Origin of the sequence: Streptomyces sp. NBRC 110028, from assembly GCF_001417735.1 — a bacterium.
Lineage (GTDB): Bacteria > Actinomycetota > Actinomycetes > Streptomycetales > Streptomycetaceae > Streptomyces.
In genome coordinates this window covers 515746-541475 of record NZ_BBUZ01000024.1, presented here as the reverse complement: position 1 = coordinate 541475, position 25730 = coordinate 515746, and the positions used below count along the sequence as shown (strand labels likewise).

General features: G+C 70.0%; 19 protein-coding genes. 14 read left to right on the top strand and 5 right to left on the bottom strand.

Annotation, left to right across the window (positions count from 1 at the left end):
- Positions 1–186: 186 nt before the first annotated feature.
- Both ASC60_RS11625 and ASC60_RS11620 read right to left on the bottom strand, forming a co-directional pair.
- Positions 187–4044, bottom strand: coding sequence for a GH92 family glycosyl hydrolase (locus tag ASC60_RS11625; protein ID WP_055549623.1), 3858 nt, complete (start codon positions 4042–4044; stop codon positions 187–189).
- Positions 4045–4280: 236 nt separating this feature from the next.
- Positions 4281–4802, bottom strand: a complete 522-nt coding sequence (locus tag ASC60_RS11620) for a hypothetical protein (RefSeq protein WP_055549621.1) — start codon at positions 4800–4802, stop codon at positions 4281–4283.
- 338 nt (positions 4803–5140) lie between these two features.
- On the opposite strand from ASC60_RS11620, the gene ngcE reads away from it, so the two are divergent.
- The 9 genes from ngcE (at position 5141) to ASC60_RS11575 (ending at position 17705) form a co-directional block, all read left to right on the top strand.
- Complete coding sequence (gene ngcE / locus ASC60_RS11615) at positions 5141–6577, top strand: N-acetylglucosamine/diacetylchitobiose ABC transporter substrate-binding protein (RefSeq protein ID WP_055549619.1); 1437 nt, start codon at positions 5141–5143, stop codon at positions 6575–6577.
- A 73-nt stretch (positions 6578–6650) separates the two neighbouring features.
- Complete coding sequence (locus ASC60_RS11610) at positions 6651–7568, top strand: carbohydrate ABC transporter permease (protein ID WP_055549617.1); 918 nt, start codon at positions 6651–6653, stop codon at positions 7566–7568.
- Between the two features lie 61 nt (positions 7569–7629).
- The gene (locus ASC60_RS11605) at positions 7630–8589 is read left to right on the top strand and encodes a carbohydrate ABC transporter permease (protein WP_055549615.1); all 960 of its coding nucleotides are present in this window, start codon (positions 7630–7632) and stop codon (positions 8587–8589) included.
- A 269-nt stretch (positions 8590–8858) separates the two neighbouring features.
- Positions 8859–10058: an ROK family transcriptional regulator gene (locus ASC60_RS11600; RefSeq protein ID WP_055550062.1), complete on the top strand. Its 1200-nt coding sequence runs from the start codon at positions 8859–8861 to the stop codon at positions 10056–10058.
- 241 nt (positions 10059–10299) lie between these two features.
- The gene (locus ASC60_RS11595) at positions 10300–11397 is read left to right on the top strand and encodes a substrate-binding domain-containing protein (protein WP_055549613.1); all 1098 of its coding nucleotides are present in this window, start codon (positions 10300–10302) and stop codon (positions 11395–11397) included.
- Positions 11398–11575: 178 nt separating this feature from the next.
- Entirely contained in the window at positions 11576–12364 is a 789-nt protein-coding gene (locus tag ASC60_RS11590) for an ATP-binding cassette domain-containing protein (RefSeq protein WP_055549611.1), read from the top strand.
- The gene (locus tag ASC60_RS11585; RefSeq protein ID WP_055549609.1) at positions 12361–13701 is read left to right on the top strand and encodes a sugar ABC transporter permease; all 1341 of its coding nucleotides are present in this window, start codon (positions 12361–12363) and stop codon (positions 13699–13701) included. Before ASC60_RS11590 ends, ASC60_RS11585 begins: the two co-directional genes overlap by 4 nt.
- A gap of 116 nt (positions 13702–13817) precedes the next feature.
- Positions 13818–15809: a 1-deoxy-D-xylulose-5-phosphate synthase gene (dxs, locus tag ASC60_RS11580; protein ID WP_055549607.1), complete on the top strand. Its 1992-nt coding sequence runs from the start codon at positions 13818–13820 to the stop codon at positions 15807–15809.
- 426 nt (positions 15810–16235) lie between these two features.
- Positions 16236–17705, top strand: coding sequence for an amino acid permease (locus ASC60_RS11575; protein WP_055550060.1), 1470 nt, complete (start codon positions 16236–16238; stop codon positions 17703–17705).
- 27 nt (positions 17706–17732) lie between these two features.
- On the opposite strand, the gene ASC60_RS11570 is transcribed toward ASC60_RS11575, so the two are convergent.
- A complete protein-coding gene (locus ASC60_RS11570) occupies positions 17733–18137 on the bottom strand; it encodes a hypothetical protein (RefSeq protein WP_055549605.1) in 405 nt (134 codons plus the stop codon).
- Positions 18138–18205: 68 nt separating this feature from the next.
- On the opposite strand from ASC60_RS11570, the gene ASC60_RS11565 reads away from it, so the two are divergent.
- The gene (locus ASC60_RS11565) at positions 18206–19270 is read left to right on the top strand and encodes a hypothetical protein (RefSeq protein ID WP_055549603.1); all 1065 of its coding nucleotides are present in this window, start codon (positions 18206–18208) and stop codon (positions 19268–19270) included.
- On the opposite strand, the gene ASC60_RS11560 is transcribed toward ASC60_RS11565, so the two are convergent.
- Together ASC60_RS11560 and ASC60_RS11555 are read right to left on the bottom strand one after the other, a co-directional pair.
- Positions 19267–20622, bottom strand: a complete 1356-nt coding sequence (locus tag ASC60_RS11560; RefSeq protein WP_055549601.1) for a 6-phospho-beta-glucosidase — start codon at positions 20620–20622, stop codon at positions 19267–19269. The two genes, ASC60_RS11565 and ASC60_RS11560, sit on opposite strands and share 4 nt — an antisense overlap.
- Positions 20619–21404 (bottom strand): DeoR/GlpR family DNA-binding transcription regulator, encoded by a 786-nt coding sequence (locus ASC60_RS11555; RefSeq protein WP_107097047.1) that lies wholly within the window; start codon positions 21402–21404, stop codon positions 20619–20621. The genes ASC60_RS11560 and ASC60_RS11555 overlap by 4 nt, the downstream gene beginning before the upstream one ends.
- A 143-nt stretch (positions 21405–21547) precedes the next feature.
- Between ASC60_RS11555 and ASC60_RS11550 the strand changes: the two genes are divergently transcribed.
- The 4 genes from ASC60_RS11550 to ASC60_RS11535 are packed head-to-tail and all read left to right on the top strand — an operon-like array spanning position 21548 to position 25672.
- On the top strand, positions 21548–22474 hold the full coding sequence (locus ASC60_RS11550; protein ID WP_055549597.1) for a carbohydrate kinase family protein: 927 nt from the start codon (positions 21548–21550) through the stop codon (positions 22472–22474).
- Positions 22475–22508: 34 nt separating this feature from the next.
- A complete protein-coding gene (locus ASC60_RS11545; RefSeq protein WP_055549595.1) occupies positions 22509–23894 on the top strand; it encodes an extracellular solute-binding protein in 1386 nt (461 codons plus the stop codon).
- A 9-nt stretch (positions 23895–23903) separates the two neighbouring features.
- Positions 23904–24854, top strand: a complete 951-nt coding sequence (locus ASC60_RS11540; RefSeq protein WP_079038324.1) for a carbohydrate ABC transporter permease — start codon at positions 23904–23906, stop codon at positions 24852–24854.
- Positions 24851–25672, top strand: coding sequence for a carbohydrate ABC transporter permease (locus tag ASC60_RS11535; RefSeq protein ID WP_055549593.1), 822 nt, complete (start codon positions 24851–24853; stop codon positions 25670–25672). Before ASC60_RS11540 ends, ASC60_RS11535 begins: the two co-directional genes overlap by 4 nt.
- The last annotated feature ends 58 nt before the right edge of the window (positions 25673–25730 follow it).

The window sequence follows — 25730 nt, the reverse complement described above, 5'->3', positions numbered from 1 at the left end:
CACCTCAACTGGGCGACGGACCCGACGGACGGCGACGGCGCGGACCGGGCCCCCGGGGCCGCCGCATGCTCCAGGCGCCGTAGGCGCGAGACGGCGGGGGAGGGCCGGGCCGCGCCGTCCGACGGTGCGTCGTCGCCGGCCACCTGCCCGCACCGGGACTGAGCCCGGCCCGGCCCACCCCACAGCTCAGCCGAGCAGTTCGACCTCGGCCAGGGTGGCCTTCCCCTCCGGCACCAGGCGGTAGTGCTCGTACGTACCCGGCGTCCGCACTGAGAAGACGCGGGTCTGTTTGTCCCAGGACCACGACTCATCCGTCCGGCGGTCCAGGGTCTGCCACTTGTCGCCATCCTGGGAGCCTTCGAGGACCCACCCGGCGGGGGCCTTCGTACGCTCGGCGGAGGTCAGGGTGTATTGGATCGCGCGGGACGCTGACCTCACCGGCAGGTCCACCGACTCGAACGTCGTCTCCGTCCCCGACGTGTCGTCCAGCAGTGCCGTACCGCCGCTCGGCACCGTCAGATCGCGGCGCGGGGTGGGCACCTTGTCGTCCTGGGTGATGGAGGACGGGGCGGCATCGGCGCCCGTGCCCCACTTCGACGGCTTGGCGCCCATCGTGAACTCCAGCGTGCCGCCACGCGCGAGCACCGAATGCGGCAGGGCGGTGGAGTTCCACGACTTGCCGTTGACCTTCAGGGCCTGGACGTAGACGTTGGACCGGCTGTTGCGCGGGGCCTTGATGACCAGGTCGCGGCCGTTCTCCAGGTGCACCGTGGCCTTGGTGAACAGCGGCGAGCCGATCGCGTATTCGGAGCCGCCCATCACCAGGGGGTAGAAGCCGAGCGCGCTGAAGAGGTACCAGGCGGACTGCTCGCCGTTGTCCTCGTCGCCGTGGTAGCCCTGCCCTATCTCGCTGCCGGTGTAGAGGCGGGCCAGCACCTCGCGGACCTTCTCCTGGGTCTTCCACGGCTGTCCGGCCGCGTCGTACATGTACGTCACATGGTGCGCGACCTGGTTGCTGTGGCCGTACATGCCCATCCGGACGTCGCGCGCCTCCGTCATCTCGTGGATGACGCCGCTGTACGAGCCCTTGAAGTCGGGGGAGGCGGTCTCCGGGGTGGAGAAGTAGCTGTCGAGCTTCTTGGCCAGCCCGGCGCGCCCGCCGTAGAGGTTGGCCAGGCCCCGGCTGTCCTGCGGGGCGGTGAAGGCGTAGCCCCAGCCGTTGGTCTCGGTGTAGTCGTAGCCCCAGATCCGCGGGTCGTACTTCTCGGACGGCACGCGCCACTTCCCGGCCGCGTCCCGGCCCTGGAAGAAGCCCGCCTTGTCGTCGAAGAGCGTGACGTAGTTCTGGGCGCGGTGCAGGAAGTAGTCGGATTCTTCCTTGTAGCGGGGCTTCTTGGTCTTCTCGTACAGGGCGCGGCCCATCTTCGCGAGGCCGAAGTCGTTGAGGTAGCCCTCCAGCGCCCAGGACAGGCCCTCATGGGTCTCGGTGCTGGTGTAGCCGAGGAAGGGGGAGGTGGACATGCCCTTCCTCCCGACACCCGGCGAGGGCGGCAGGGCGGTGGCGTTCTTCAGTGCCGCCTCGTACGCCGCCTCGGCGTCGAAGCGGACGCCCTTGAGGTACGCGTCCGCGAAGGCCACGTCCGAGCTGGTGCCGGTCATGAGGTCGGCGTAGCCGGGGGAGGACCAGCGGGAGATCCAGCCCCCGTCCTTGTACTGCTGGACGAAGCCGTCGACCATCGTGCCCGCGCGCTTCGGGGTCAGCAGCGAATAGGCGGGCCAGGTGGTGCGGTAGGTGTCCCAGAAGCCGTTGTTGACGTAGACCTTGCCGTCGACGATCTTCGCGCCGGTGCGGGTCGGGGTGTTCTCCCCGGCGGCGGGCGAGAAGGGGCTCGCGTACTGGTAGCGCGGCTTCCGCGTGGTCCCGGTGTTCTCGTAACCGGAATTGGGATAGAGGTACAGCCGGTAGAGGCTGGAGTAGAGCGTGGTGAGCTGGTCGCGGCTCGCTCCCTCGACCTCGATACGGCCCAGGATGTCGTCCCAGGCGCTCTGGGCGCTCCGCTTGACCTGCTCCAACGAGGCGGAGGCGGGGATTTCGCGCGCCAGGTTGGTCTTCGCCTGGTCGACGCCGATGAGGGAGGTGGCGATGCGGAGGGTGACGGTACGGTCCGCACCCGGACGGAAGCGGAAGTAGCCGGTGACGTCCTGCCCGCCCCCTCCGGGCAGCTTGCCGCTCGCGCTGACGGGTGCGTCGAAGACGCCGTAGACGAACATCCGGGTGGCGCCGGCGGACCCTCCGCTCTTGACGTCGGAGTATCCGGTGACGATGCCGTGCTCAGGATCGAGGGTGAGCCCGCCGTCGTTCTTGACGTTGTCGAAGATGACGCTCGCGTCCTCACCCGGATAGGTGAAGCGCATGACCGCCGCGTGGTCGGTGGGCGCGATCTCGGCCTTGAGTCCGTTCTCGAACGTCACGCCGTAGCCGTACGGCCGGGCCGTCTCCTTCTCGTGCCGGAAGGGGAGGGCGCGGGCGGTGCGGGAGGCGTCCGGGGTGCCGGAGGCGGCGGACGGCATCACCTGGAACGTCTGTCGGTCGCCCATCCAGGGGCTCGGCTCATGGCTCGCGCCGAACGCCTGGACGGTGGGGAGGTTGTCGTCGTTGTTGGCGCGGGCGTAATGGTAGATCCAGTCGGTGGAGCCCGCGTTGGTCACCGGCGTCCAGAAGTTGAAGCCGCCCGGGACGGCGGTCGCGGGGAAGTTGTTGCCGCGCGAGAAGCTGCCGCTGGAGTTCGTGCCGCGGGTGGTCACCGCGTAGTCGGAGAGGTGCTTCAGCGGCTTCTCGGGCGCCTCGGGGGCGAGGGAGATGTCGTCCACCCAGCCGCGGAACTTCGCCGGGCCGCCGGGGGAGTCGTACGCGACGAGGATCCGGTCGACCGTCTTGCCCGCCGCGACGGCCCCGATCCGGGACTCCTTGTGGTTCCACTGGTTGACGTACAGCGTCTTGGACGCCCCCTGGCCCTGGGGGTTCATCCGGGCGCCGTGCTGGTCCACCGCGCGGGGCAGCTCACTCAAGTAGGTGCCGTCGGTGAAGGCGAGGTCGACCGACACATGGGTGGCGGGATAGCTCAGATCGGTTTCGGTCATCGACGGGAAGATCCGGTACGAGAGCAGGGTGTCGCGGGTGACGGCCGTGTTCACGTCGAAGACCTTGTTGTACGAGTACCCCCGGCCCTCCGGGGTGTGGGTGCCCGCGTAGCGCAGGGCGTGGGTGCCGGTGAAGCCCGCGTTCCCCTTGGCGGTGGGGGACCCGGCCGGGCCCCGGTCGACCAGGCTGCGCATGTCGGCGGGGACGGGCGGGCTGGTGTCGCCGCCTCCGAACTGCACCTCGGCGAGCTGGGTCGCGTCCGCGCCCTTGTTACGGGTGATCTCCAGGCGGAAGTGGCGGTAGGCGGCGGCGCCCTCGACGGAGAACTCCCGGGTCTGGTGGGGCTTGTCGAACACCTGGCCCGTGCGGGTGTCCAGGGTGGTCCAGCCGGAGCCGTCGGCGGAGCCCTTGAGCGTCCAGTCGGCCGGGTCGCGCTCCGGGGCGTCGTTGGCGGAGGTGAGGGCGTAGCGGACGACGGCGACGGGCTCGGAGAGGTCGAATTCGAGCCAGGGCGTCCGGTCGAACGCGAGCCACTTGGTGGTGACGTCGCCGTCGACCAGGTTCTCCTTGGTCTCGCCGGCGTCGGTGTACTCGCCGCTCGCCCGGACGCCGGTGACCTTGTCGGTCACGTTCCCCGGGATGCCGGTGGTGTAGCCGCCGTCGACGCCGTCGGCCTTCTTCGCGCCGTCCGGGGTGGTCTCGACGGTGTTGCGCCAGTCGGGCTGCGGATCGTCCGCTTCGAAGGACGAGGCGAACGCCGTCCCGGCCCGGTCCGCGGCCGCTCCGGAGCTTCGCGGAACGGCGGTCGCCACGCCCTGGGCGGTGACCGCCAGCAGAGCGGCCGCCACCAGGGCGGCCGCTCGGCGTAACGGGGGTCTGCGTCTGAGCCGTCTCTGTCGCATACTCGGCCTCTCAACGAGTCTGACAACGTTGTCGATCGGGTGGGGCAAGGATAAGTAGGGCGTTGCGGGGAGGGTGGTGTCAAGGTGACAGCGGTGCACAACCCGTGCGGGTGAGCATTCCGCCGAGCACTCCATGCGAGTGATCTTGGGGTGGCGACCGCGCGACGCGGGCCGCACCCGCGCGGCGGATGCGGCCCCTGTCCATGAGGGCCGGTCAATAATCCATCAGCGATCCATCAGCCGGGAGAGTCGGACTTGGTGGCCATCGACAGACGGCACTTCTTCGCCTTCTTGGAGGAGTCCGCCTGGAGGCCGGAGACCTTGATGGTCTTGTCGGAGTTCCCCGCCACCGAGGCGTCGGACTCGGTGCCCGTGGTCACGACCTCGTCGGAGCTGTCCACGAACCCGACGAGGAGGAAGTAGTAGGCCGTGGAGGAACTGGAGTTGCTGATCTTCACATTGGCGTACGGCTTGCCGTCCGGGCTCCAGCCGCACGTGCCCATCTTGGCGTCCGCCGATATCAGCCCCGAGCCGCCGGTGGGCTCGTCCGAGGGGTCATCGGTGGGGTCCTCGGTGGGTTCCTCGGTCGGCTCCTGCGTCGGCTCCACCGGGAGCCGGGCCATGCCCTTGCCGATCGCCGCACCGCCCTTGGCGTCCCCGGCCGGTGAGCCGCCTCTGTCCGAGCCGCAGCCCGCGGAGAACGCGAGTGTCGCGGCCACGACAACACTGGTGGCGAGGGGGAGCTGCTTGCGGGACACGGGGACCGCCTTTCGAGGATCGCGCGCACGGCTGAGTGCCGTACGGGCTGGGCCCCCCACGGTATGTCGGACAGGTCTCAACTCGGGAAAGATGCCCACCCGATGACCATTCGATCTTGCCCTCTCGATGCCCAGTGGACTATACCTGTCGCCCCAGGGGGAGGCCGTGCCGCGGCCATACCGAGCCGGCCTCGGCGGTTCTGAGCTCTCCCGGCGCACACCCAGCAATTCCGCTTCACGCTTCAACTGACCCGCGGTGTCGGGCCCCTCGCCCGGAGGCGAGCATGTACGGGAAACCGTTACACCGCCTGAGTCCTGACGAAGGCGAGGACTTGAGCATGGGATCCATCCCAGATTTCGGACGGCGTGATCTGATCAAGAGGTCGGCGGCCCTCGGGCTGATCACCGTGCCGGCGATGAGCGTGCTCTCCGCCTGTGCCAGTGGTGGCGACGACAGTGAGAAGAAGGTCGACAAGGGCAAGAAGAGCGCCAAGAACCCGCTCGCCGTCAACGAGAGCGCCGCCCTCGACGTCGTCATCTTCGACGGCGGCTTCGGCCAGCAGTACGCCAAGGACGCCGAGGCCGAGTACGCCACGGCGTACCCGAAGACCAAGGGCAAGATCAAGCACTCCGCGACCCAGAAGATCCAGACGGTGCTCCAGCCGCGGTTCAACGGCGGCACCCCGCCGGACCTGGTCGACAACTCCGGTGCCGAGCAGATGGACTTCGGCACCCTGGTCGCCAAGAACCAGCTGACCGACCTCACCCCGCTGCTCGACTCGCCCTCCCTCGACGACCCGAACAAGACGGTGCGCGAGACGCTGCGCCCCGGCGTCGTCGAGATGGGCCAGTTCGACGGCAAGCCGGTGTGGATCCTCTACTACGCCTACACCGTCTACGGCGTCTGGTACTCCAAGAGCAACCTGGCGAAGCTCGACGTGGAATACCCCGAGACCTGGGACGACATGCTGGGGGTCTGCGAGAAGGCGAAGAAGAAGGGCATCGCGGGCTGGACCTACCCGGGCAAGTACCCGTACTACCTGCCGTTCAGCCTCTACCCCTTCATCGCCAAGATCGGCGGCAGGAAGGTCCTGGACTCGATCGACAACCTGGAGCCGAACGCCTGGAAGCACCCGGCCGTGAAGGCCGCCTTCGAGGCGTACTACGAGCTGTACAAGAAGGGCTACATCCTCAAGGGCACCCCGGGTCTCACCCACATCGAGTCGCAGACCGCGTGGAACCAGGGCAAGGCGCTGTTCATCCCCAACGGCTCCTGGGTGGAGAACGAGGCGAAGAAGACCACGCCGAAGGACTTCCAGATGGCGGTGGGCGCGCCCTCCAGCCTCGACAAGAGCGACAAGATGCCGTTCGGCACGCTGTGGGCCTCCGGCGGTGAGCCCTTCATCGTGCCGAAGACGGCCAGGAACCCGCAGGGCGGCATGGAGCTGCTGCGGATCATGCTGGGCGAGAAGTCGACCAAGAACTTCGTCAAGCAGGTCTCCTCGCTCTCCTCGCTCAACGGCGGTACCGACGGGCTCTCCCTGCCGTCGGGCCTGTCGTCCGCGCAGGAGGCGCTGGAGAAGGCGGGCAAGAACGTCGTCAACCCGCGGCTGCAGGACTGGTACGTGACGCTCCAGAAGCAGCAGATCGGCGTGGGCGTGCTGGGCGAGATGATGGCGGGCCGCATGACTCCGGCCGAGGCGGTCAAGAAGTGCCAGAAGTTCGCCGACGCCACGGCGAAGGACGATGCCGTCAAGAAGTACAAGCACGTCTGATCGAGGCGCATCTGATGGAGTTCGACGCGTCACCGGCGGCATTATCCGCGAGAGAAGTCCGAGGTCGGTAGAAATGCAGCATGGTAAATACCGGTTCATCGCGGGGTTCCTGGCCCTGCCAGTGATCCTTTACGCGGTCTTCGTGATCTCGCCGTTCGTCCAGGCCATCTACTATTCGTTCACGGACTGGACGGGCTTGAGCTCCGACTTCAAGATGGTCGGGTTCAGGAACTACAACTGGCTGTTGCATGACGACCTCTTCTGGAAAGCGGTCGGTCACAATGTTCTGCTGCTGCTGGTCGTGCCGCTGGTGACGCTCGGGCTCGGACTCTTCTTCGCCTTCATGCTCAACGTCGGCGGCCGCGGCAGGAAGAACGCGGCCATCACGGGCGTGCGCGGGTCGAGCGTCTACAAGGTGATCTATTTCTTTCCGCAGGTGCTGTCGATCGCGATCGTCGCCCTGCTGTTCCAGTTCACCTACAACCCGCGCAACGGCGCGCTCAACGCCTTCCTCGGCGGAGTCGGCCTGGACTCGCTGCAGCAGGAGTGGCTGGCCGATCCGAAGCTGGCGCTGTGGTGCCTCATGGCCGTGATGGTCTGGAGTAACGTCGGCTTCTACGTCGTCCTCTTCTCCGCCGGGATGAGCTCCATCCCGAAGGACTTCTACGAGGCCGCGCTGCTCGACGGCGCCGACCGTGTGCACACCTTCTTCCGGATCACCCTGCCGCTGCTGTGGGACACCGTCCAGACCGGCTGGATCTACATGGGCATCATCGCCCTCGACGCGTTCGCCGTCGTGCAGATCATGACGGTGGGCCCGGGCGGGCCCGCCGACTCCACCCAGGTCCTGGGCTACTACGTGTACACCAAGACCTTCCACGACGGGCAGGCCGGACGCGCGACCACGATCGGCGTCGCGATGCTGATCGTCACCCTGATCTTCGCGGTCGTCGTGGGCAGGCTCGGCCGGCGCGAACGGCTGGAGTACTGATGCCGGGGCCCGTGACCGCACCCGCGAACCACCGCTCGACCGCCGACCTGGGGGGACCACAGTGACCTCGCAAGCAGAGCCCTCGGAACTCCCCGGCGTCACCAAGGCCGGCGTCACCAAGGACGACGAGCCGCCGCTCGCCGCCCCCGTCGCCGAGCAGCCGCCGCGCTTCACCCCCGAGGGGCGGATCGGCAGCGAGGGCAAGGTCCTCAACGTCTTCTCGCACGGCATCCTGGTGATCTGGGGGCTGCTCGTCACCATGCCGCTGCTGTGGGCGGTGATGAGTTCCCTCAAGACCGACAAGGCGATCTTCACCTCGCCCTGGGGGCTGCCCTCCGCGCTGCACTTCGACAACTGGTCGCGCGCCTGGAGCAAGTCCAACATCGGCGACTTCTTCGTCAACACCGTTCTGGTGGTGGGCTGTTCGCTGATCGGCACGATGCTGCTGGGGGCGATGGCGGCGTATGTGCTGGCCCGGTTCGAATTCCCCGGGAAGCGCGTCATCTACTTCATGTTCGTCGGCGGGATGAGCTTTCCCATCATCCTGGCGCTGGTGCCGCTGTTCTTCGTCATGAAGAACATGAGCCTGCTCAACACCTTCCACGGGCTGATCCTGGTCTACATCGCCTATTCGCTGCCGTTCACCGTCTTCTTCCTCACCTCCTTCTTCAAGACCCTGCCCACCTCGGTGGCGGAGGCGTCACTGATCGACGGCGCGTCCCACACCCGGACGTTCTTCCAGGTCATGCTGCCGATGGCGAAGCCGGGGCTGATCAGCGTGGGCATCTTCAATTTCCTCGGCCAGTGGAACCAGTACATGCTGCCCACGGTGCTCAACACGGACGAGGACAAGCGGGTGCTCACCCAGGGCCTGGTGCAGCTCGCGGCCAGCCAGCAGTACAAGGGCGACTGGTCGGCGCTGTTCGCCGGGCTGGTGCTGGCGATGCTTCCGGTGCTCGCGGCTTACATCGTCTTCCAGCGCCAGGTCCAGACCGGGCTGACCGCCGGGGCGCTGAAGTAGAACCCGCGGAGTATGTGATATGTGAACGAAACGGATGCAATCGCTCCGTCGTACGCTGGCGGAATATCGCGATTGTGCGAGGAAGCGCGGGGAAACCTCCTGCCACACCCTCGCTCGAAGGCCGCCTCACCATGTCAAGGGCTTGACGTGGAACAAGCGGGGCGGCTCAGCTTAGAGTTCACATGTTGGAGACAAAGCCGGGCCTCACTGCTGCGGCCCGGCCGGCGGAGCGGCCGGCGTGCCGCCCGTGAAGGCGGGAGTGGATGGGCGTGGAGACTCCGGGATCGCAGTCGTCGCTGCACCGGGCCAACCTGGAGCGGGTGGTCCGGGCGGTGCGTATGGCGGGCTCGCTGACCCAGGCGGAGATCGCCCGGTCCACCGGGCTGTCCGCGGCCACCGTCTCCAACATCGTGCGCGAGCTGAAGGACGGCGGAACGGTCGAGGTCACGCCCACCTCGGCGGGTGGCCGCCGGGCGCGCAGCGTCTCGCTCAGCGGGGACGCGGGCATCGTCGTGGGCGTGGACTTCGGCCATACGCACCTCAGGGTCGCGGTCGGCAACCTCGCCCACCAGGTGCTGGCCGAGGAGGCGGAGCCGCTGGATGTGGACGCCTCCTCCGCGCAGGGCCTGGACCGGGCGGAGCAGCTGGTGAGCAGGCTGATCGCCGGCACAGGGCTGAGCCAGGACAAGGTCGTCGGCGTCGGCCTGGGCGTCCCGGCCCCGATCGACGTGGAGACCGGCACGCTCGGCTCGACCGCGATCCTGCCGGGCTGGGCGGGCACCAATCCGCGCGACGACCTGGCCCAGCGGCTCGGGGTGCCGGTGCACGTGGACAACGACGCCAACCTGGGCGCGCTCGGCGAGCTGGTGTGGGGCTCCGGGCGCGGGGTCGCCGACCTGGCGTACATCAAGGTCGCCGACGGTGTCGGCGCGGGGCTGGTGATCAGCGGCCAGATCTACCGGGGCCCGGGCGGCACGGCGGGCGAGATCGGCCACATCACCCTCGACGAGTCGGGCCCGGTGTGCCGCTGCGGCAACCGCGGCTGCCTGGAGACGTTCGCCGCGGCCCGCTACATCCTGCCGCTGCTGCGTTCCAGCCATGGCGAGGACCTCACCATCGAGCGCATGGTGCAGCTCGCCCGGGACGGCGACCCCGGCTGCCGCCGGGTGATCGCGGACGTCGGCCGGCACATCGGCAGCGGCGTGGCGAACCTGTGCAACCTGATCAACCCCAGCCGCATGGTGCTCGGCGGCCACCTCGCCGAGGCGGGGGAGCTGGTGCTGGGCCCGATCCGCGAGTCGGTCGCGCGGTACGCCATTCCCAGCGCCGCCCGTCAGCTGGCCGTGATGCCCGGGGCGCTCGGCGGCCGGGCCGAGGTGCTGGGCGCGCTGGCGCTGGTGCTGAGCGAGATGGGCGACTCGACCCTGCTGGAGGGCGCCCTGTCGGCGGGTACCCCGGCACTCGCCTGAGCTGCTGGGCCGCCGCCCGAACGCGGCGCCTGACGCCCTGCCCGCCCCCCGAGGACCTTCCGGCGCCCTCGGGGCATGCGGCATGCCTTCGAGCATGTCCGGCTGCGTTCACTCAGATAACGAATGGCACCGTTGCCATCTCGTTAAGGATTTACTTCTTGACGCCATGACAGGGCCGGAGTTGACTTCACGCCAACCTCGGCCGCAATGACGCGGCCTCGTCAGGGAGGTCACCCCCGTTATGAACGCAACGATGCGCCGCGTCGCCATGGTCACCGCCGCCGTATCGATGGCCGCCTCGCTCGCCGCCTGCGGTTCGGCGAAGGAAGCGGACGACAAGGGCGATAAGAAGAAGAAGTCCGGGCCGTTGACCGTCGGTCTCCTTCTGCCCGAGGACCAGACGGCCAGATACGAGAACTTCGACCGGCCCTTGATCAAGAAGAAGATCCTGGCCGACTGCTCCGGCTGCAAGATTCAGTACGCCAACGCCAAGTCGGACCCGGCGGTACAGCAGCAGCAGGTCGACTCCATGATCACCAAGAAGGTCGATGTGATCATTCTGGATTCGGTGGACTCCAAGTCCATTGCCGGATCGGTCAAGAAGGCCGCCGAGGCGCACATCCCGGTCGTCGCCTACGACCGGCTGGCCGAGGGCCCGGTCTCCGGCTACACGTCCTTCGACAACGAGACGGTCGGCAAGGTCCAGGGCGAGGCGCTGCTGAAGGCGCTGGGGAAGAAGGCCAAGGACGGCAAGGTCATCATGCTCAACGGCTGGGAGGCCGACCCCAACGCCGCCATGTTCAAGAAGGGCGCGATGTCCGTCCTCAAGGGCAAGGTGGACATCGCCAAGTCCTACGACGTCGACCGCTGGCTGGCCGAAGAGGCCAACAAGGCCATGACGGGCGCCATTTCCTCCGTCGGCAAGGACAACATCGTCGGCGTCTACTCGGCCAACGACAGCATGGCGGGCGGCGCGATCACCGCGCTCAAGAGCGGTGGCGTCAAGCCGCTGCCCCCGGTCACCGGCCAGGACGCCGAACTCGCCGGGGTGCAGCGGGTGGTGAGCGGCGAGCAGTACATGAGCGTCTACAAGTCCTACGTGGCGGAGGCGACCGCGGCCGCGAAGATGGCCATCGCCCTCGGCCGTGGTGAGAAGGTCGCCGAGTCCAACACGGTCGACAGCCCGACCACCAAGGACATCCCGACCACCCTCATCCCCCCGATCTCGCTGACCAAGGACAAGATCAAGAGCACCGTCGTCAAGGACGGTCTGTACTCGGTCGGACAGATCTGCACGGCGAAGTTCAAGGCCGCCTGCGCCGCGGCCGGGCTCGAGTAGCCCCCGCCGTACCCGTACAGCCCGTACACCCCCGTACGGCGCACAGCGCGTCAGCGCGCGGCCGGGCCGCCGTGAACACACCGGCGGCCCGGCCGCTGCCCCACGAACAACCCCGTCCGAGGGGAGAGTCCTCTCCCCTCCGTCACACAGCAGGGGCCGCCCCCTGCCCGGAACGGAGATGGCCATCGTGCCGAACGAACCCGTGTTGGCGTTGCGCGGGATCTCCAAGCGGTTCGGCGCCGTCCAGGCGCTCACCGACATCCAACTGGAGGTCCGCGCCGGTGAAGTGGTCGCCCTGGTGGGCGACAACGGCGCCGGAAAGTCGACCCTCGTCAAGGCGATCGCCGGAGTCGGCCCCGCCGACGAGGGCGTCCTCGAATGGCAGGGCAGGCCCGTCGAGATCACCCGGCCGCACGATGCCCAGGACCTGGGCATCGCGACGGTGTACCAGGACCTCGCCCTGTGCGACAACATCGACGTCGTCGGCAACCTCTTCCTCGGCCGCGAGATCCTGCGCGCCGGGGTGCTGGACGAGGTCGAGATGGAGCGCCGTGCCCGTGAACTGCTGAGCACCCTGTCGATCCGCATCCCCAGTGTGCGGATCCCGATCGCCTCGCTCTCCGGCGGCCAGCGGCAGACCGTCGCCATCGCCCGTTCCATGCTGGGCGAGCCCAAGCTGGTCATCCTGGACGAGCCGACCGCCGCCCTCGGCGTGGAGCAGACCGCGCAGGTCCTCGACCTGGTCGAGCGGCTGCGCGAGCGCGGGCTCGCGGTGATCCTCATCAGCCACAACATGGTCGACGTCAAGGCGGTCGCGGACCGGGTCGCGGTGCTGCGGCTGGGCCGGAACAACGGCACGTTCGACGTCCGTACCACCTCTCAAGAAGAGATCATTTCCGCCATCACCGGCGCCACGGACAACGCCGTGACCCGCCGCAAGGCGCGCAGCGGGGAGGCCGCCAAGTGAGCACCCGTCTCGACAAGACCAATGACGCCCATGGCGAGGAGGGGGCCGGCGGGGACGGCGTCGGCAACAAGGCCCCGGCCGGACCGGCCGACGCCAGCCCGGTCGCCAAGGACGCGGTCACCGTGGTCGATCCGCGGCTGCTGGTGCGCCAGGAGGGCTTCAAGGGCTACCTCCACGAGTTCGCCCGCAAGATGCGCAGCGGCGACCTGGGCGCGGTCCCGGTGATCGTCGGCATCGCCGTCATCTGGGCGGTCTTCCAGTGGAAGGACAGCGCCTTCCTCTCACCCAAGAACCTCTCCGACCTGTCGATCCTCATCGGCGGCACCGGCATGATCTCGGTCGGGATCGTCTTCGTGCTGCTGCTCGGCGAGATCGACCTGTCCGTCGGCTCCCTCAGCGGCCTGGCCGCGGCCACCCTCGCGGTGCTCAACGTGCGCCACGGCGTGCCCGAGGGCATCGCGGTGGTCGCGGCGCTGGCCGCCGGAGCGGCGCTGGGCGCGCTGCACGGCTTCTTCTTCGCCAAGATCGGCGTCCCGGCGTTCGTCGTCACCCTCGCCGGTCTGCTGGCCTGGAACGGGCTGATGCTCCAGGTGCTCGGCACCACCGGCACCATCGGCATCGACGACGACAGCTTCGTGCGCATGCTCACCGATCACTACTTCAGCCAGCTGATCGCCGCCTATGGCGCGGCGACGGTCGCGGTGGCCGGATTCTTTCTCGCCCAGTTCCTGGACAGCCGGCGCCGCAAGGCGGTCGGCATACCCGCCCGGCCGCTGAGCGAGATCCTGGTGCGCACCGCCGTGCTCGCGGTGATCGCCTACGCGGCGGCCTGGCGGCTCAACGAGTACATGGGCCTGCCGCTCGCCCTGGTGATCTTCGTGGTGGTGCTGGTCGCGCTCGACTTCGTGGTGCGCCGTACCCCGTACGGACGCAAGGTGATCGCCCTGGGCGGCAGCGTCGAGGCCGCCCGCCGCGCGGGCATCAACGTGGTCGCCGTGCGGATCTCGGTGTTCGCCCTGTCCGGGCTGATGGCCGCGTTCGGCGGTCTCATGATCGCGTCCCGGATCGGGTCGGCGAGCCAGCAGGCCGGGACCGGCAACCTGCTCATGGAGGCCATCGCGGCCGCGGTCATCGGCGGCACCAGCCTCTTCGGCGGGCGCGGCTCGGTGTGGTCGGCGATGCTCGGCATGCTGGTCATCGGGTCGATCTCGTCGGGTATGAACCTGCTGGGCGTCGCGAACTCCGTGCAGTACATGATCACCGGCGCGGTGCTGCTGGCCGCCGTGGTCATCGACTCGGTGTCGCGGAGAACACAGCGCTCGGCCGGTCGCGGTTAGGAACCCCCTCCGCCCCGGGGGCGTCTCCAGGGCCGGGCGCGAACCGACACCGTGCCCCGGAGACCAACCGGGCCTGTCCGTAGGGCAGCATTAGACTCTCGGGGGCTACTGGCTCGATGGAGACGCTCGACAGCAAGGAGGCACGGGTGCTGCTGACCGGCATCAGGGGACCGCGCGATCTGGACCGGCTCTCCACGGAGCAGCTGAATCAGCTGGCCGCGGAGATCCGCACCTTTCTCGTCGACGCAGTGTCCAAGACCGGAGGGCATCTCGGGCCCAATCTGGGTGTGGTCGAGCTGACCATCGCCCTGCACCGGGTCTTCGAGTCGCCGAGGGACAAGGTGCTGCTGGACACCGGCCACCAGTCCTACGTCCACAAGCTGCTCACCGGGCGCCAGGACTTCACGCGGCTCAAGAAGAAGGGCGGGCTGTCGGGTTACCCGTCGCGCGCCGAGTCCGAGCACGACGTCATCGAGAACAGCCACGCCTCCGCCGTCCTCGGCTGGGCCGAGGGCATCGCCAAGGCGAACGAGCTGCGGGGCAAGGACGACCATGTGGTCGCGGTCATCGGGGACGGCGCGCTGACCGGCGGGATGGCCTGGGAGGCGCTGAACAACATCGCCGCCGCGAAGAACCGTCCGCTCGTGATCGTCGTGAACGACAACGAGTGGTCCTACTCGCCGACCATCGGCGGCCTCGCGAACCACCTCGCCACGCTGCGCACCACCGACGGCTACGAGCGTTTCCTGGCCCGCGGCAAGGACCTCCTGGAGCGCACCCCGGTCGTCGGCCGGCCGCTGTACGAGACGCTGCACGGCGCCAAGAAGGGGCTGAAGGACTTCATCGCCCCGCAGGGCATGTTCGAGGACCTGGGGCTGAAGTACGTCGGCCCGATCGACGGCCATGACATCGAGGCGCTGGAGTCCGCGCTGCAGCGGGCGAAGCGTTTCGGCGGCCCGGTCATCGTGCACTGCCTCACGGAGAAGGGCCGCGGCTACACCCCGGCCGAGCAGGACGAGACCGACCGTTTCCACGGCATCGGCCCGATCCACCCCGACACCGGTCTGCCGATCTCGGCGGGCGGCGCCGACTGGACCTCGGTCTTCGGCGAGGAGATGGTCAAGCTCGGCGAGGAGCGGGAGGACATCGTCGCGATCACGGCGGCGATGCTGCACCCGGTGGGCCTCACCGAGTTCGCGAAACGATTCCCCGAGCGGGTCTTCGACGTGGGCATCGCCGAGCAGCACGGCGCCGTGTCGGCGGCGGGCCTGGCCACCGGTGGGCTGCACCCGGTCTTCGCGGTCTACGCCACGTTCCTCAACCGCGCCTTCGACCAGGTGCTGATGGACGTGGCGCTGCACAAGTGCGGCGTCACCTTCGTCCTCGACCGCGCCGGGATCACCGGTTCGGACGGGGCCTCCCACAACGGCATGTGGGACATGTCGCTGCTCCAGGTCGTCCCCGGGCTGCGGATCGCCGCCCCGCGCGACGCGGGCCAGGTCCGCGCGCAGCTGCGGGAGGCCGTCGAGGTGGACGACGCGCCGACGGTGGTGCGGTACTCCAAGGGCGCGGTCGGCCCGGAGGTCGCCGCGGTCGGCCGGATCGGCGGCATGGACGTGCTGCGTGAGCCCGCCGAGGCCGCGGGGGACACCCCGGACGTGCTGCTGGTCTCGGTCGGGGCGCTCGCCCCGATGTGCCTGGAGATCGCCGACCTTCTGGACAAGCAGGGCATTTCGGCCACCGTGGTCGACCCGCGCTGGGTCAAGCCGGTGGACGAGGAGCTTCCCGCGCTCGCCGAGCGCCACCGCGTCGTCGTCACCGTCGAGGACAACAGCCGGGTCGGCGGTGTGGGCTCCGCCATCGCCCAGGCGCTGCGCGACTCCGGCGTCGACATGCCGGTGCGCGACTTCGGCATCCCGCCGCGCTTCCTGGAGCACGCCTCCCGCAAGGAGGTCATGGCCGAGATCGGTCTGACCGCCCCGGACGTCGCCCGCCAGATCACCGGCCTGGTGTCGCGGCTCGGCGGCGGCTACGAGGAGCCGTCCGGTACGGAGGGGCAGGGCGTGGCGACGCGCCCGGCGACCCCCGCCGAGCCGGTGCGCGACTAGTGCCGCGTCAGTCAGGGTTTGCCCGGTAGCGAGGCGTCCTGGCGCGGTCAGCTGCAAGGCGCCGGATCGGCCTCGTAGTGGGCCTACTCGGTCGATTCGGCAACGCCGCAGATGGCCGTGCCAGGGCGGCGAGCGGGGTGAACCTTGGCTGACGCGGCACTAGCTTCGTCACACAAGGGCCCCGGCCCGGACCGCGAAGGTCCGGGCCGGGGCCGTTTCATGCTCCGACCGGCCCAGTGCCTGTCCCGCTCGCCCGCCCCCATCGGGTGAATCGGCGAGGTCGCCGAGTGTGTGCGCTTCGCTCCGGGGCGGTTGGCAGAACCATGACGCGCGGGGGCAGGCGTGGAGGTGTCACCGGTGAGCGATGAGGAACCAGACGGCGACGGGGGCCGCGGCGGCCCCCGGGGCAAGGCCCGGCCGGCCTATCTGCGGACGAAGACGATCGAGCAGTCCATCCGGGACACCGAGGAGCCCGAGCACGCCCTCACCCGGTCGCTGTCCGCCCTGGATCTCACGGTCTTCGGCGTCGGCGTCATCATCGGCACCGGCATCTTCGTGCTCACCGGGTCCGTCGCCAAGCAGCAGGCGGGCCCCGCGACCGCGCTGGCCTTCGTGGTCGCGGGCGTGGTGTGCGCGCTGGCCGCGCTGTGCTACGCCGAGTTCGCCTCGACCGTGCCGGTGGCCGGGTCCGCGTACACCTTCTCGTACGCCTCGCTCGGCGAGCTGCCGGCCTGGATCATCGGCTGGGACCTGGTCCTGGAGTTCGCGCTCGGCACCGCCGTGGTCGCGGTCGGCTGGGCCGGGTACGTGCGCTCGCTCCTGGAGAACGCCGGGTGGCGGCTGCCCGCCGTGCTCTCCGGCCCCGACGAGGCGAGCGGCTTCACCTTCGACATCCTCGCCGCCCTGCTGGTGCTGGTGCTGACCGCGGTCCTGGTCCTCGGTATGAAGCTGTCCGCGCGCGTCACCTCCGTCGTGGTCGCGGTGAAGGTGACCGTCGTACTGCTCGTCATCATCGCGGGCTCCTTCTTCATCGACGGCGACAACTACCACCCCTTCATCCCCGAGCCCCGGAGCACGCCCGCCACCTCCGGGCTGAACGCGCCGCTGATCCAGCTGATGGCCGGTTACCAGCCGACGGCCTACGGCGTCGAGGGAATCTTCACCGCCGCCGCCGTGGTCTTCTTCGCGTTCATCGGCTTCGACGTCGTGGCCACCGCGGCGGAGGAGACCAAGCACCCGCAGCACGACATGCCGCGCGGCATCCTCGGCTCGCTCTTCATCTGCACCGCGCTCTACGTGGCGGTGTCCATCGTGGTCACCGGCATGGAGAAGTACTCCCGGCTGTCGGTCGACGCCCCGCTCGCCGACGCCTTCAAGGCGACCGGGCACCCCTTCTACGCGGGCCTCATCAGCTTCGGCGCGGCGGTCGGGCTCACCACCGTGTGCATGATCCTGCTGCTGGGCCAGAGCCGGGTCTTCTTCGCGATGAGCCGCGACGGACTGCTGCCGCGGGTCTTCTCCAAGGTGCATCCGCGGTACGGCACGCCGTACCGCTCGACGGTCCTGCTGGGCGGCCTCATCGCCGTGGTCGCCGGGTTCACCAGCATCAAGCAGCTGGCGGCCCTGGTGAACATCGGCACCCTCTTCGCGTTCGTCGTCGTGGCGCTCGGCGTCATCGTCCTCCGCCGCACCCGCCCCGACCTGCCCCGCGCCTTCCGGGCGCCATGGGTGCCGGTGCTGCCCGCCGTCTCCGTGGCGGCGTCGGTGTGGCTGATGCTCAATCTGCCCGCGGAGACCTGGCTGCGGTTCGTGGTGTGGATGGTGCTGGGCCTGGTCGTCTACGTCCTGTACGGGCGCGGCCACAGCCGGATGACCGAGTCCGGTACGGGCGGCTGACGCCCCGTCGGCCCCCTGACGGTGCGTCTAACCCCTGACGCTGCGCGGGCCCACGACCTCCGCGCCCAGCGCCGTCACCCGCTCCCGCAGCTCCCGGTCGGCGGTGACCACCAGGCAGGGCCGGTCCGCGTCGCGGCCGGCCACCACCTCCACGATCAGGTCGTCCGCGCTCCCCGGCGCGGCCTCCACCCGTACGCCCTCCACCGGCACCACTCCGCGCGCGGCGCCCTCCACCACCAGGACGATGTCCAGGGGCGGTTGACGGGCCCAGCCGGGGACGCCCGCGCGCTCCGGGACGCCGCTCACCGCGATCGCCCCGAGCCGGTCGCGCAGCCGCTCGGCCGCCCCGTGCCGGTCGCGCCACCAGCCGTCCGGCACCGAGCCGACCACGTTCGCCGCGTCCACGATCACGAGCCCGACAAGACCACTCATAGACCAGGCAAAATACTATGGGCGACGGGGGTCGGACACATCGACGCGGGAAGGTTGGTCGGCGGGCCATGGCGTTGCGGTTGTTCCGCGGCAAGGACGGCAGGCTCACGGCCTACGCACCGGTGGCGGACGGCGTCGCCCGCTGGACCGAGGACCGCCCCGGCGGACCGCACTGGACGGGCCCCTGGCTGATCCAGGCCCCCGGACTGTCCCGGGTGACGGCCGCTCAGGGGCCCGACGGCTACGTCCATCTCGTGGGGCTCCGGCACACGGAGGGCAAGGACGGGCCACAGACCGACATCGTCCACGCCACCCAGTTCCAGACCGGCCGTCCGCTCACCGCGTGGCACTCCCTGGGCACCCCGCACCCCAAGGACCGCGCCAAGGCGCGGCGGATCGGCGCACCGGCCGCGGCGGTGGACTCCACGGGCGCCCTGCGCGTCTTCGTCCGCAACGCCGGGGGCGGGGTGAGCGCGCGGCGGCAGAACCCCAAGGCCGGATGGGACCGCTGGACCGACTGGAAGGGCGCGCACGTGCTGGACGGCCTGTCGGCGGCGGTGACCGCCGACGGCCGCCTCGAACTGCTCGCACCGGCCGGGAAGGGCGCCGCGCTGCGCTGGTACCAGCCCGAGCCCGGCGCCGCCCCGAAGCGGGGCGAGGACGTCCCCGCCGACGCCCGGCCGGATTCGGCGTCCGCGGTGGAGACCAGCCCCGGCACCGTCACCCACTACTGGCGCGACGCCCGCAGCGGTGAGGTCATGGCCTGGCGGCCGGACGCCCCGGCCCCCGCGCCGCTCGGCGGGTCGACGGGCACCGGCCCGGTCGCGGTGCTGCGCGCCCCGGTGGACGGCCACGACTGCACCGTACTGGCGCACCGCGACGCCGCCGGCGGCCGGCTGGCCGTCGCCGCGCATCCGGCGGAGGACGAGGCGGCGGGCGTGTGGTGGACGCCGTCGGGCGACCCCGGCGCCCAGCACCCGGCGCTGGCCCGCGACGGGCGCGGGCTGGTGGTCCTGGCCGCGCTCGCGCCGGACGGCGGGCTGCTGGTGGCGCGTCAGAAGACGGACGAGCGGGGCCTCGCCCTGCGCGCCTGGTCCCGGGTGGGGGGCCCGGGACCGGCGGACAGGGCCTAGTCGAAGACCGCGGCCACTTCGGGGATGCGGTCGATGTAGCCGTCGAGCAGCTTGCGGCCGACCGTCACCGAGTCGACCAGGGGGTGGAGCGAGAACGCCTTCGCCGCGTCGGTGCGGGAGCCGGTGGTGGCGGCGCTGATGGTCAGGCGCTCGACCGCCTTGACCTGTTGCATCAGACCGCTCTGGTGCAGGTCGGGCTGGGTGATGGTGAGCGGGCGCACGCCACCGGCGTCGATGGTCACGGGCACCTCGACGACGGCGTCCTGGGGGAGGGCGGAGACGGTGGTTCCGTTGCGCACGTTGAGGATCATCGTGGCGCGTTCGTTGCGGCTGATCGCGGCCATCACCGCGAGGGCGACCCCGGCGTATCCCTGGTGGGCCGGGTCCGGCTGGAAGCTCTCGTCGGCCTGCGCCTCTCCCTGGACGGCGCCCTTGGCCTCGGCCATGTAGTTGGCGCTGCGGTCGGCGATGGTCTTCCGCCACAGCGAGACGGCCGAGCCGCCGGCCGCCTCGGTCACCCGCTGGTAGAACTCCTGCTGCTGGCGGGCGAGGAACTCGCCGCGGGTCTGCGGGGCGTCGAGGATGGAGCGTACGGCTTCCCGGTTGAAGTAGTAGTAGTACAGGTACTCGTTGGGGATCACGCCGAGGTCGCGCAGCCACTCGCGCCCGAAGACGACGCCTTCCTCCAGGTCGCCGAGGCGGTCGCTCTCGAGCAGGCGGGGCAGGACGTCCTCGCCGTCGTGCAGGACGCGGCGCATCCAGCCGAGGTGGTTGAGGCCGACGTAGTCGAACCGGGCCCGGGACGGGTCCAGGCCGAGGGTCGTGGCGATGCGGCGGCCCAGGCCCGACGGGGTGTCGCAGATGCCGAGGACGCGGTCGCCGAGGACGCTCTGCATCGCTTCGGTGATCATGCCGGCCGGGTTGGTGAAGTTGATGACGTAGGCGCGGGGTGCCAGGCGCCGTACCCGGTGCGCGATGTCGAGCATGACGGGAATGGTGCGCAGCCCGTAGGCCAGGCCGCCCGGGCCGGTGGTCTCCTGGCCGAGCACGTCGAGGTCGAGGGCGACCCGCTCGTCACACGTCCGCCCCGCCAGCCCGCCCACGCGGATGGCGGCGAACACGAAGTCGGCGCCCTCCAGGGCGTCGTCGAGCGACGTGCCGACCGTCACCCGGGGTGCGTCGGCGTGGCCCTCGGCGAACTGGGCGAGCACGGCGGCCATGGCCTTGAGGCGGGCCGGGTCGGTGTCGTGCAGCCACACGTCGTCGATGCGGGGGGAGCCCTCGTCGCGCAGCAGGGCCTGGTAGACGTACGGCACGCGGAATCCGCCGCCGCCGAGGATGGTCAACTTCATGCGAGTATCACCTTTCCGTCCGCTTCGCGGCAGAGCTGGAGCGTGTCGGGGTCGGCGCCACTGGTGGTGATCAGGACGTCGATGTCGGAGAGCGCGCACACGCGCAGTGATCCGGTGCCGGGGAACTTGGTCTCGGCGGCGACCAGGACGACCTTCCCGGCGGTCTCGATCATGGCCTGCTTCAGGGGCGCCTCGACGGCCATGTTGTCCACCACATGGCCGCTCGGCCGCACTCCGGTGCAGCTGAGGAAGAGCAGGTCGGCGCTGACCTGGCGGAGCGCCTGCTCGGTGAGGGATCCCACCAGCGACTGGTAGTTGCGGCGCAGCACGCCGCCGAGCATCACCAGCCGTACGGCGTCGTCGTCGCGGAGTTCGTCGAGCACCGCAAGACTGCTGGTGATCACGGTGACGGGGCGGCCCCGCAGCCGGCGGGCGATGGCCCGGGGCGTGGTGCCGATGTCCAGGACGATCACGCTGTCGTCCTCGACCAGCTTCACGGCTTCCTCGGCCATCGCGACCTTCAGCGCCTCGTCGCGCGAGGCGACCACGTCGAACGGGACCTCGGCCGCCGCCTCCTCACCGGCGGCCTCCGCGGACCCCCGCGGTGACATCGCCGCTCCGCCGTAGGTGCGGACCAGCTCGCCGTCGCGGTCGAGGAGTGTCAGGTCCCGGCGAATCGTCGATTCGCTGACCTGCAGGTTCTCGGCGAGCTCGCGGACCGAGGCCACTCCGGTCGACCGGAGCGATTCGACGATCTTCGCGTGGCGTTTGCGTGAAGTCACGCGTTGAAGATAGCACCGCATGACCGAAGTCAGTCATGTGTGCGTCGAGACATTGTTGTGACTGACCGACTCTTGTCATGCGGCATATGCGGTGCTCATAGTTGAGCACTTCACTGCGGTCGCACCGGAGAGAGGCGGTTCCCGTGCTCGATGTGCTCTTCGCCGGCGAGGTCTTCTGTGACCTCGTCTTCGGCGGCATCCCGCACCTGCCCACCCCGGGGACCGAGGTGTACGCCGACCGATTCGCCGTCTCCGCGGGCGGAACCGCCACCCGCGCCGTCGCCGCGGCCCGCCTGGGACTGCGCACCGGGCTCTTCGGCGTGATCGGCACCGACCCCTTCGGCGAGCACCTCGCCACCCGGCTCGCGACCGAGGAGAACCTGGACCTGACCTGGCTGCGCCGCGACCCCGCCGTGCACACCCCGGTCACGGTCGCGGTGCCCCAGCAGCACGACCGGGCCTTCCTCACCTACGAGGAGGCCGGGGCCCGGCGCCCCGAGGTGTGGGAGGGCGAGCTGCCCGGCGTCCGCTTCCTGCACCTCGGCATCGGACGGCCGCTGCCGGCCTGGGCGGCCGAACTCCGCTCCCGCGGCACCCGTGTGGTGGGCGGCGTCGGCTGGGACCCCACCGGCGACTGGTCACCGCGGCTGCTCACCCGGCTCGCCGAGGTCGACGTGTTCGTGTGCAACGCCGTCGAGGCGACGAGCTACACCCGCGCCGGCACCGTCGAGGAGGCCGTGAAGATCCTCGCCGACCACGTGCCCGACGTCGTGGTGACCGATGGCGGGCGCGGTGCGGTCGCGGTGGACGGCGGCACCGGCGAGCTGGTCCGGGCCTCCGCCCCCCGTGTGGAGGCCGTCGATCCCACCGGCGCCGGTGACGTCTTCACCGCGGGGCTGATCACCGGCCTGAGCCACGGCTGGTCCCTCCCCACCCGGCTCCGCTACGCCGGGCTGTGCGCCGCCCTGTCGGTGCGCGGCCTGGGCGGCGCCAGCAGCGCGCCGTACCGGAGGGAGATCAACGCCTTCCTCGAACACAACCCCCACAGCCCGGACGACGCCGCCCCCTGAGCGACCGCGCCACAGCACCAGAAGGAACCACCCCATGACCGAGAGAACCCCACGGCACCCCCGCCGTCGTCTCATAGCCGCAGCCGCGCTCGCCACCGGTGTCCTGACCGGCGTCGCGGCCTGTTCCCCCGGCCCGAGCGCCGACTCGTCCGCCGGCGGCACGAAGACCTCCGGCCCGGTCTCCAAAGACCCCGCCAAGGCCGGGAAGGTCACTCTCACCGAGTGGGACCAGAACACCGACCCCGGTACGAACGCCTCCACCGACGCGCTCAACAAGGCGTTCATGAAGAAGTACCCGAACGTCACGATCAAGCGCGTCTCCCGGTCCTTCTCCGACCTCAAGACCACCCTGAAGCTCGCGCTGTCCTCCACCAACCCGCCCGACGTCGTCCAGGCGAACCAGGGCTACCCGGACATGGGCGCGTTCGTGAAGGCCCGGCTGCTGCAGCCGGTGGACAGGTACGCCAAGGCCTACGGCTGGAACAGCGCCTACCCGTCCCAGCTGCTCGACCTCAACCGCTTCACCTCCGACGGCAAGACCTGGAAGACGGGCAACCTCTACGGCGTCTCCCAGACCGGTGAGATCGTCGGCGTCTACTACAACAAGGCCAAGCTGAAGTCGCTCGGCCTGTCCGTGCCCACCACCCTCGCCGACTTCGAGAAGGCCTTGGCCAAGGCCAAGGCGTCGGGCCTCCAGCCGCTGTCCTACGGCGACGCCGACAAGAGCCCCGGCATCCACATCTTCGGGGTCGTCCAGGCCGCCACCGCCGGGAAGGCGGCGGTGCGCAAGCTCGTCTTCGACGAGGGCGGCGCCAAGTGGACCGACCCCGGCACGCTCAAGGCCGCGACCACGCTGCGCGGCTGGGCCGACAAGGGCTATTTGGGCTCCGGCTTCAACGGCCAGAGCAAGGACCAGGCCGTCGCCTCCTTCGCCAAGGGCACGTCCCTCTTCCTCGTGGACGGCACCTGGCAGGCGGCCGTCCTCGCCCCCAAGATGCACAAGAACGTCGGCTTCACCGCGCTCAGCCCCGCCGCCGGGCAGCCCCCGCTCACCCAGGGCGGCGAGGGCCTCGCGTGGTCGGTGACCTCCAAGTCCAAGCACCCGGACGTCGCCGCCGCGTACATCAACTTCCTCGTCGACCGGGGCGGTATGAAGGCCGCCGCCGCCCACGGCAACCTGCCGGCGCTGCCACCGGCCGACTACAAGCCCACCCCCGGCACCGTCGACGCGGACGTCCTCACCCAGTGGAAGGGCGTGAGCGAGAAGGACGGGCTGCTTCCCTACCTCGACTACACGACCCCGACCTTCTACGACACCCTCACCGCCGCCGTGCAGGAACTGACCGCCGGGCACCTCAGCCCCAAGGCGTTCACCGACCGGCTCCAGTCCGACTACTCCTCCTTCCAGAGCAGCAAGTAGCCCGCCCCTATGGCCACCACCGCACCCCGCACCACGGCCGCCAAGCGCCCGGCCGGCGCCCCCACCCGGGGGCCGGCCCGGCGCCGCGGCCGCGTCATCCAGTGGAAGGGCTACCTCTACGCCCTTCCCGCCCTGGCCGTCCTCACCGTCTTCCTGCTGGTCCCGCTCGGTCAGCTGGTGCAGATCTCCCTCTACCACTGGGACGGAGTGTCCGCCTCCACCTGGGCGGGGCTCGCCAACTACACCGAGATCGCCCGCGACCCGCAGCTGCGCGTGAGCTTCCTCCACTCGTTCGTCCTGATCCTGTTCTTCTCCGTCATCCCGATCACGCTCGCCCTGATGCTCGCCGCGGTCACCACCCGCGCCGGCCGGCTGCGCGGGGTCTCGGTCTTCCGGGCGATGATCTTCCTGCCGCAGGTGGTCGCCATGGTCGTGACCGCCACCGCCTGGACGGCGATCTACGCCCCCGACGGCGTCCTCAACACCGCGCTGCGCGCCATCGGACTGGAGGCGGTCGCCCGCCCCTGGCTCGGTGACTTCTCCACCGCCCTGCCCGCCGTCGGCCTCATCGGCACCTGGCTGGAGATCGGCCTGTGCCTGGTGCTGTTCATCGCCGGTATCGGGCAGATCCCGGCGGATCTGTACGAGGCGGCGAAGCTGGACGGGGCGGGCCCGGTACGGGAGTTCTTCGCCGTCACCCTGCCCGGACTGCGCGGGCAGATCACCGTCGCGCTGACCCTCACCGTGATCGCCGCCCTGCGCACCTTCGACCTGGTGTACGTCGCCACCCACGGCGGCCCCGGCGACGCCACCAGCCTGCCCGCCTACGAGGTCTACAACCGGGCCTTCGGCACCAGCCAGGTGGGTTCGGCCTGCGCCATCGCCGTCGTGCTGACCGTGGTGATCCTCTTTCTCACCTTCCTGATCACCAAGCTCCAGCCACAGGAGGACGAGACGTGATCTCCGGACGCGAACGCCTGCTGAACTACGCCATCCTCACCGTCTTCGCCGCGCTGGCCCTGGTGCCGCTGATCGGCGTGGTGGCGTCCGCGCTGACCCCGGCCGCGCAGTCCTCGCCCTCCTTCACCTGGCCCCACCACCTGGACTTCGGCAACTTCGCCGCCGCCTGGCGCCAGGGCCACTTCGGCACCTATCTGTCCTCCAGCGTGCTGGTCGCGGTGGCGGTGGTGGTCCTGACGTCCGTCCTGGCGATCCTGGCGGGCTTCTCCTTCGCCCACTTCGACTACCCCGGCCGCTCGCTGCTGTTCTACGTCACCCTCATCGGGCTGATGATCCCGCCCGAGGCCTTCGTCATCCCGCTCTACTTCAACCTGCGCGACACCGGACTGACCAACTCCTACTGGTCGCTGATCCTCCCGCAGACCGCCCAGTCCCTCGCTTTCAGCGTCTTCTGGATGCGCAACTTCTTCCGCTCGGTGCCGACCAGCGTCATCGAGGCGGCACGCCTGGACGGGGCGTCCGACTGGCGGCTGCTGTGGCGGATCCTGGTGCCCACCAGCCGCCCGGCTCTGCTGACGATGGCGATGCTGGTGTTCATGTGGACCTGGAACGAGTTCCTGCTCCCGCTGGTCATGATCACCGACGAGAACAAGCGCACCGCACCGCTCGGCCTGGCCTTCTTCCAGAGCGAGCACACCACCCAGTACTCCCTGCTGGCGGCCGCCTCCATCATCGTGGCCCTGCCGGTCGTCGCCCTGTACGTCTTCCTCCAGCGGCACTTCATCTCCGGCATGCTCTCCGGCGCGGTGAAGGGCTGACGCCGCCCGCGGCCGCGACAACACCCGGGCGCCGGGCGGACCCTCGGCCCGCCCGGCG

What these genes read in the sequence shown, in the direction of transcription:
- ASC60_RS11625 (WP_055549623.1), bottom strand. Translation starts at nt 4,044, where the DNA reads ATGCGACAGAGACGGCTCAGACGCAGACCCCCGTTACGCCGAGCGGCC.
- ngcE (WP_055549619.1), top strand. Translation starts at nt 5,141, where the DNA reads ATGGGATCCATCCCAGATTTCGGACGGCGTGATCTGATCAAGAGGTCG.
- ASC60_RS11610 (WP_055549617.1), top strand. Translation starts at nt 6,651, where the DNA reads ATGCAGCATGGTAAATACCGGTTCATCGCGGGGTTCCTGGCCCTGCCA.
- ASC60_RS11595 (WP_055549613.1), top strand. Translation starts at nt 10,300, where the DNA reads ATGAACGCAACGATGCGCCGCGTCGCCATGGTCACCGCCGCCGTATCG.
- ASC60_RS11590 (WP_055549611.1), top strand. Translation starts at nt 11,576, where the DNA reads ATGGCCATCGTGCCGAACGAACCCGTGTTGGCGTTGCGCGGGATCTCC.
- dxs (WP_055549607.1), top strand. Translation starts at nt 13,818, where the DNA reads ATGGAGACGCTCGACAGCAAGGAGGCACGGGTGCTGCTGACCGGCATC.
- ASC60_RS11570 (WP_055549605.1), bottom strand. Translation starts at nt 18,137, where the DNA reads ATGAGTGGTCTTGTCGGGCTCGTGATCGTGGACGCGGCGAACGTGGTC.
- ASC60_RS11565 (WP_055549603.1), top strand. Translation starts at nt 18,206, where the DNA reads ATGGCGTTGCGGTTGTTCCGCGGCAAGGACGGCAGGCTCACGGCCTAC.
- ASC60_RS11560 (WP_055549601.1), bottom strand. Translation starts at nt 20,622, where the DNA reads ATGAAGTTGACCATCCTCGGCGGCGGCGGATTCCGCGTGCCGTACGTC.
- ASC60_RS11545 (WP_055549595.1), top strand. Translation starts at nt 22,509, where the DNA reads ATGACCGAGAGAACCCCACGGCACCCCCGCCGTCGTCTCATAGCCGCA.
- ASC60_RS11540 (WP_079038324.1), top strand. Translation starts at nt 23,904, where the DNA reads ATGGCCACCACCGCACCCCGCACCACGGCCGCCAAGCGCCCGGCCGGC.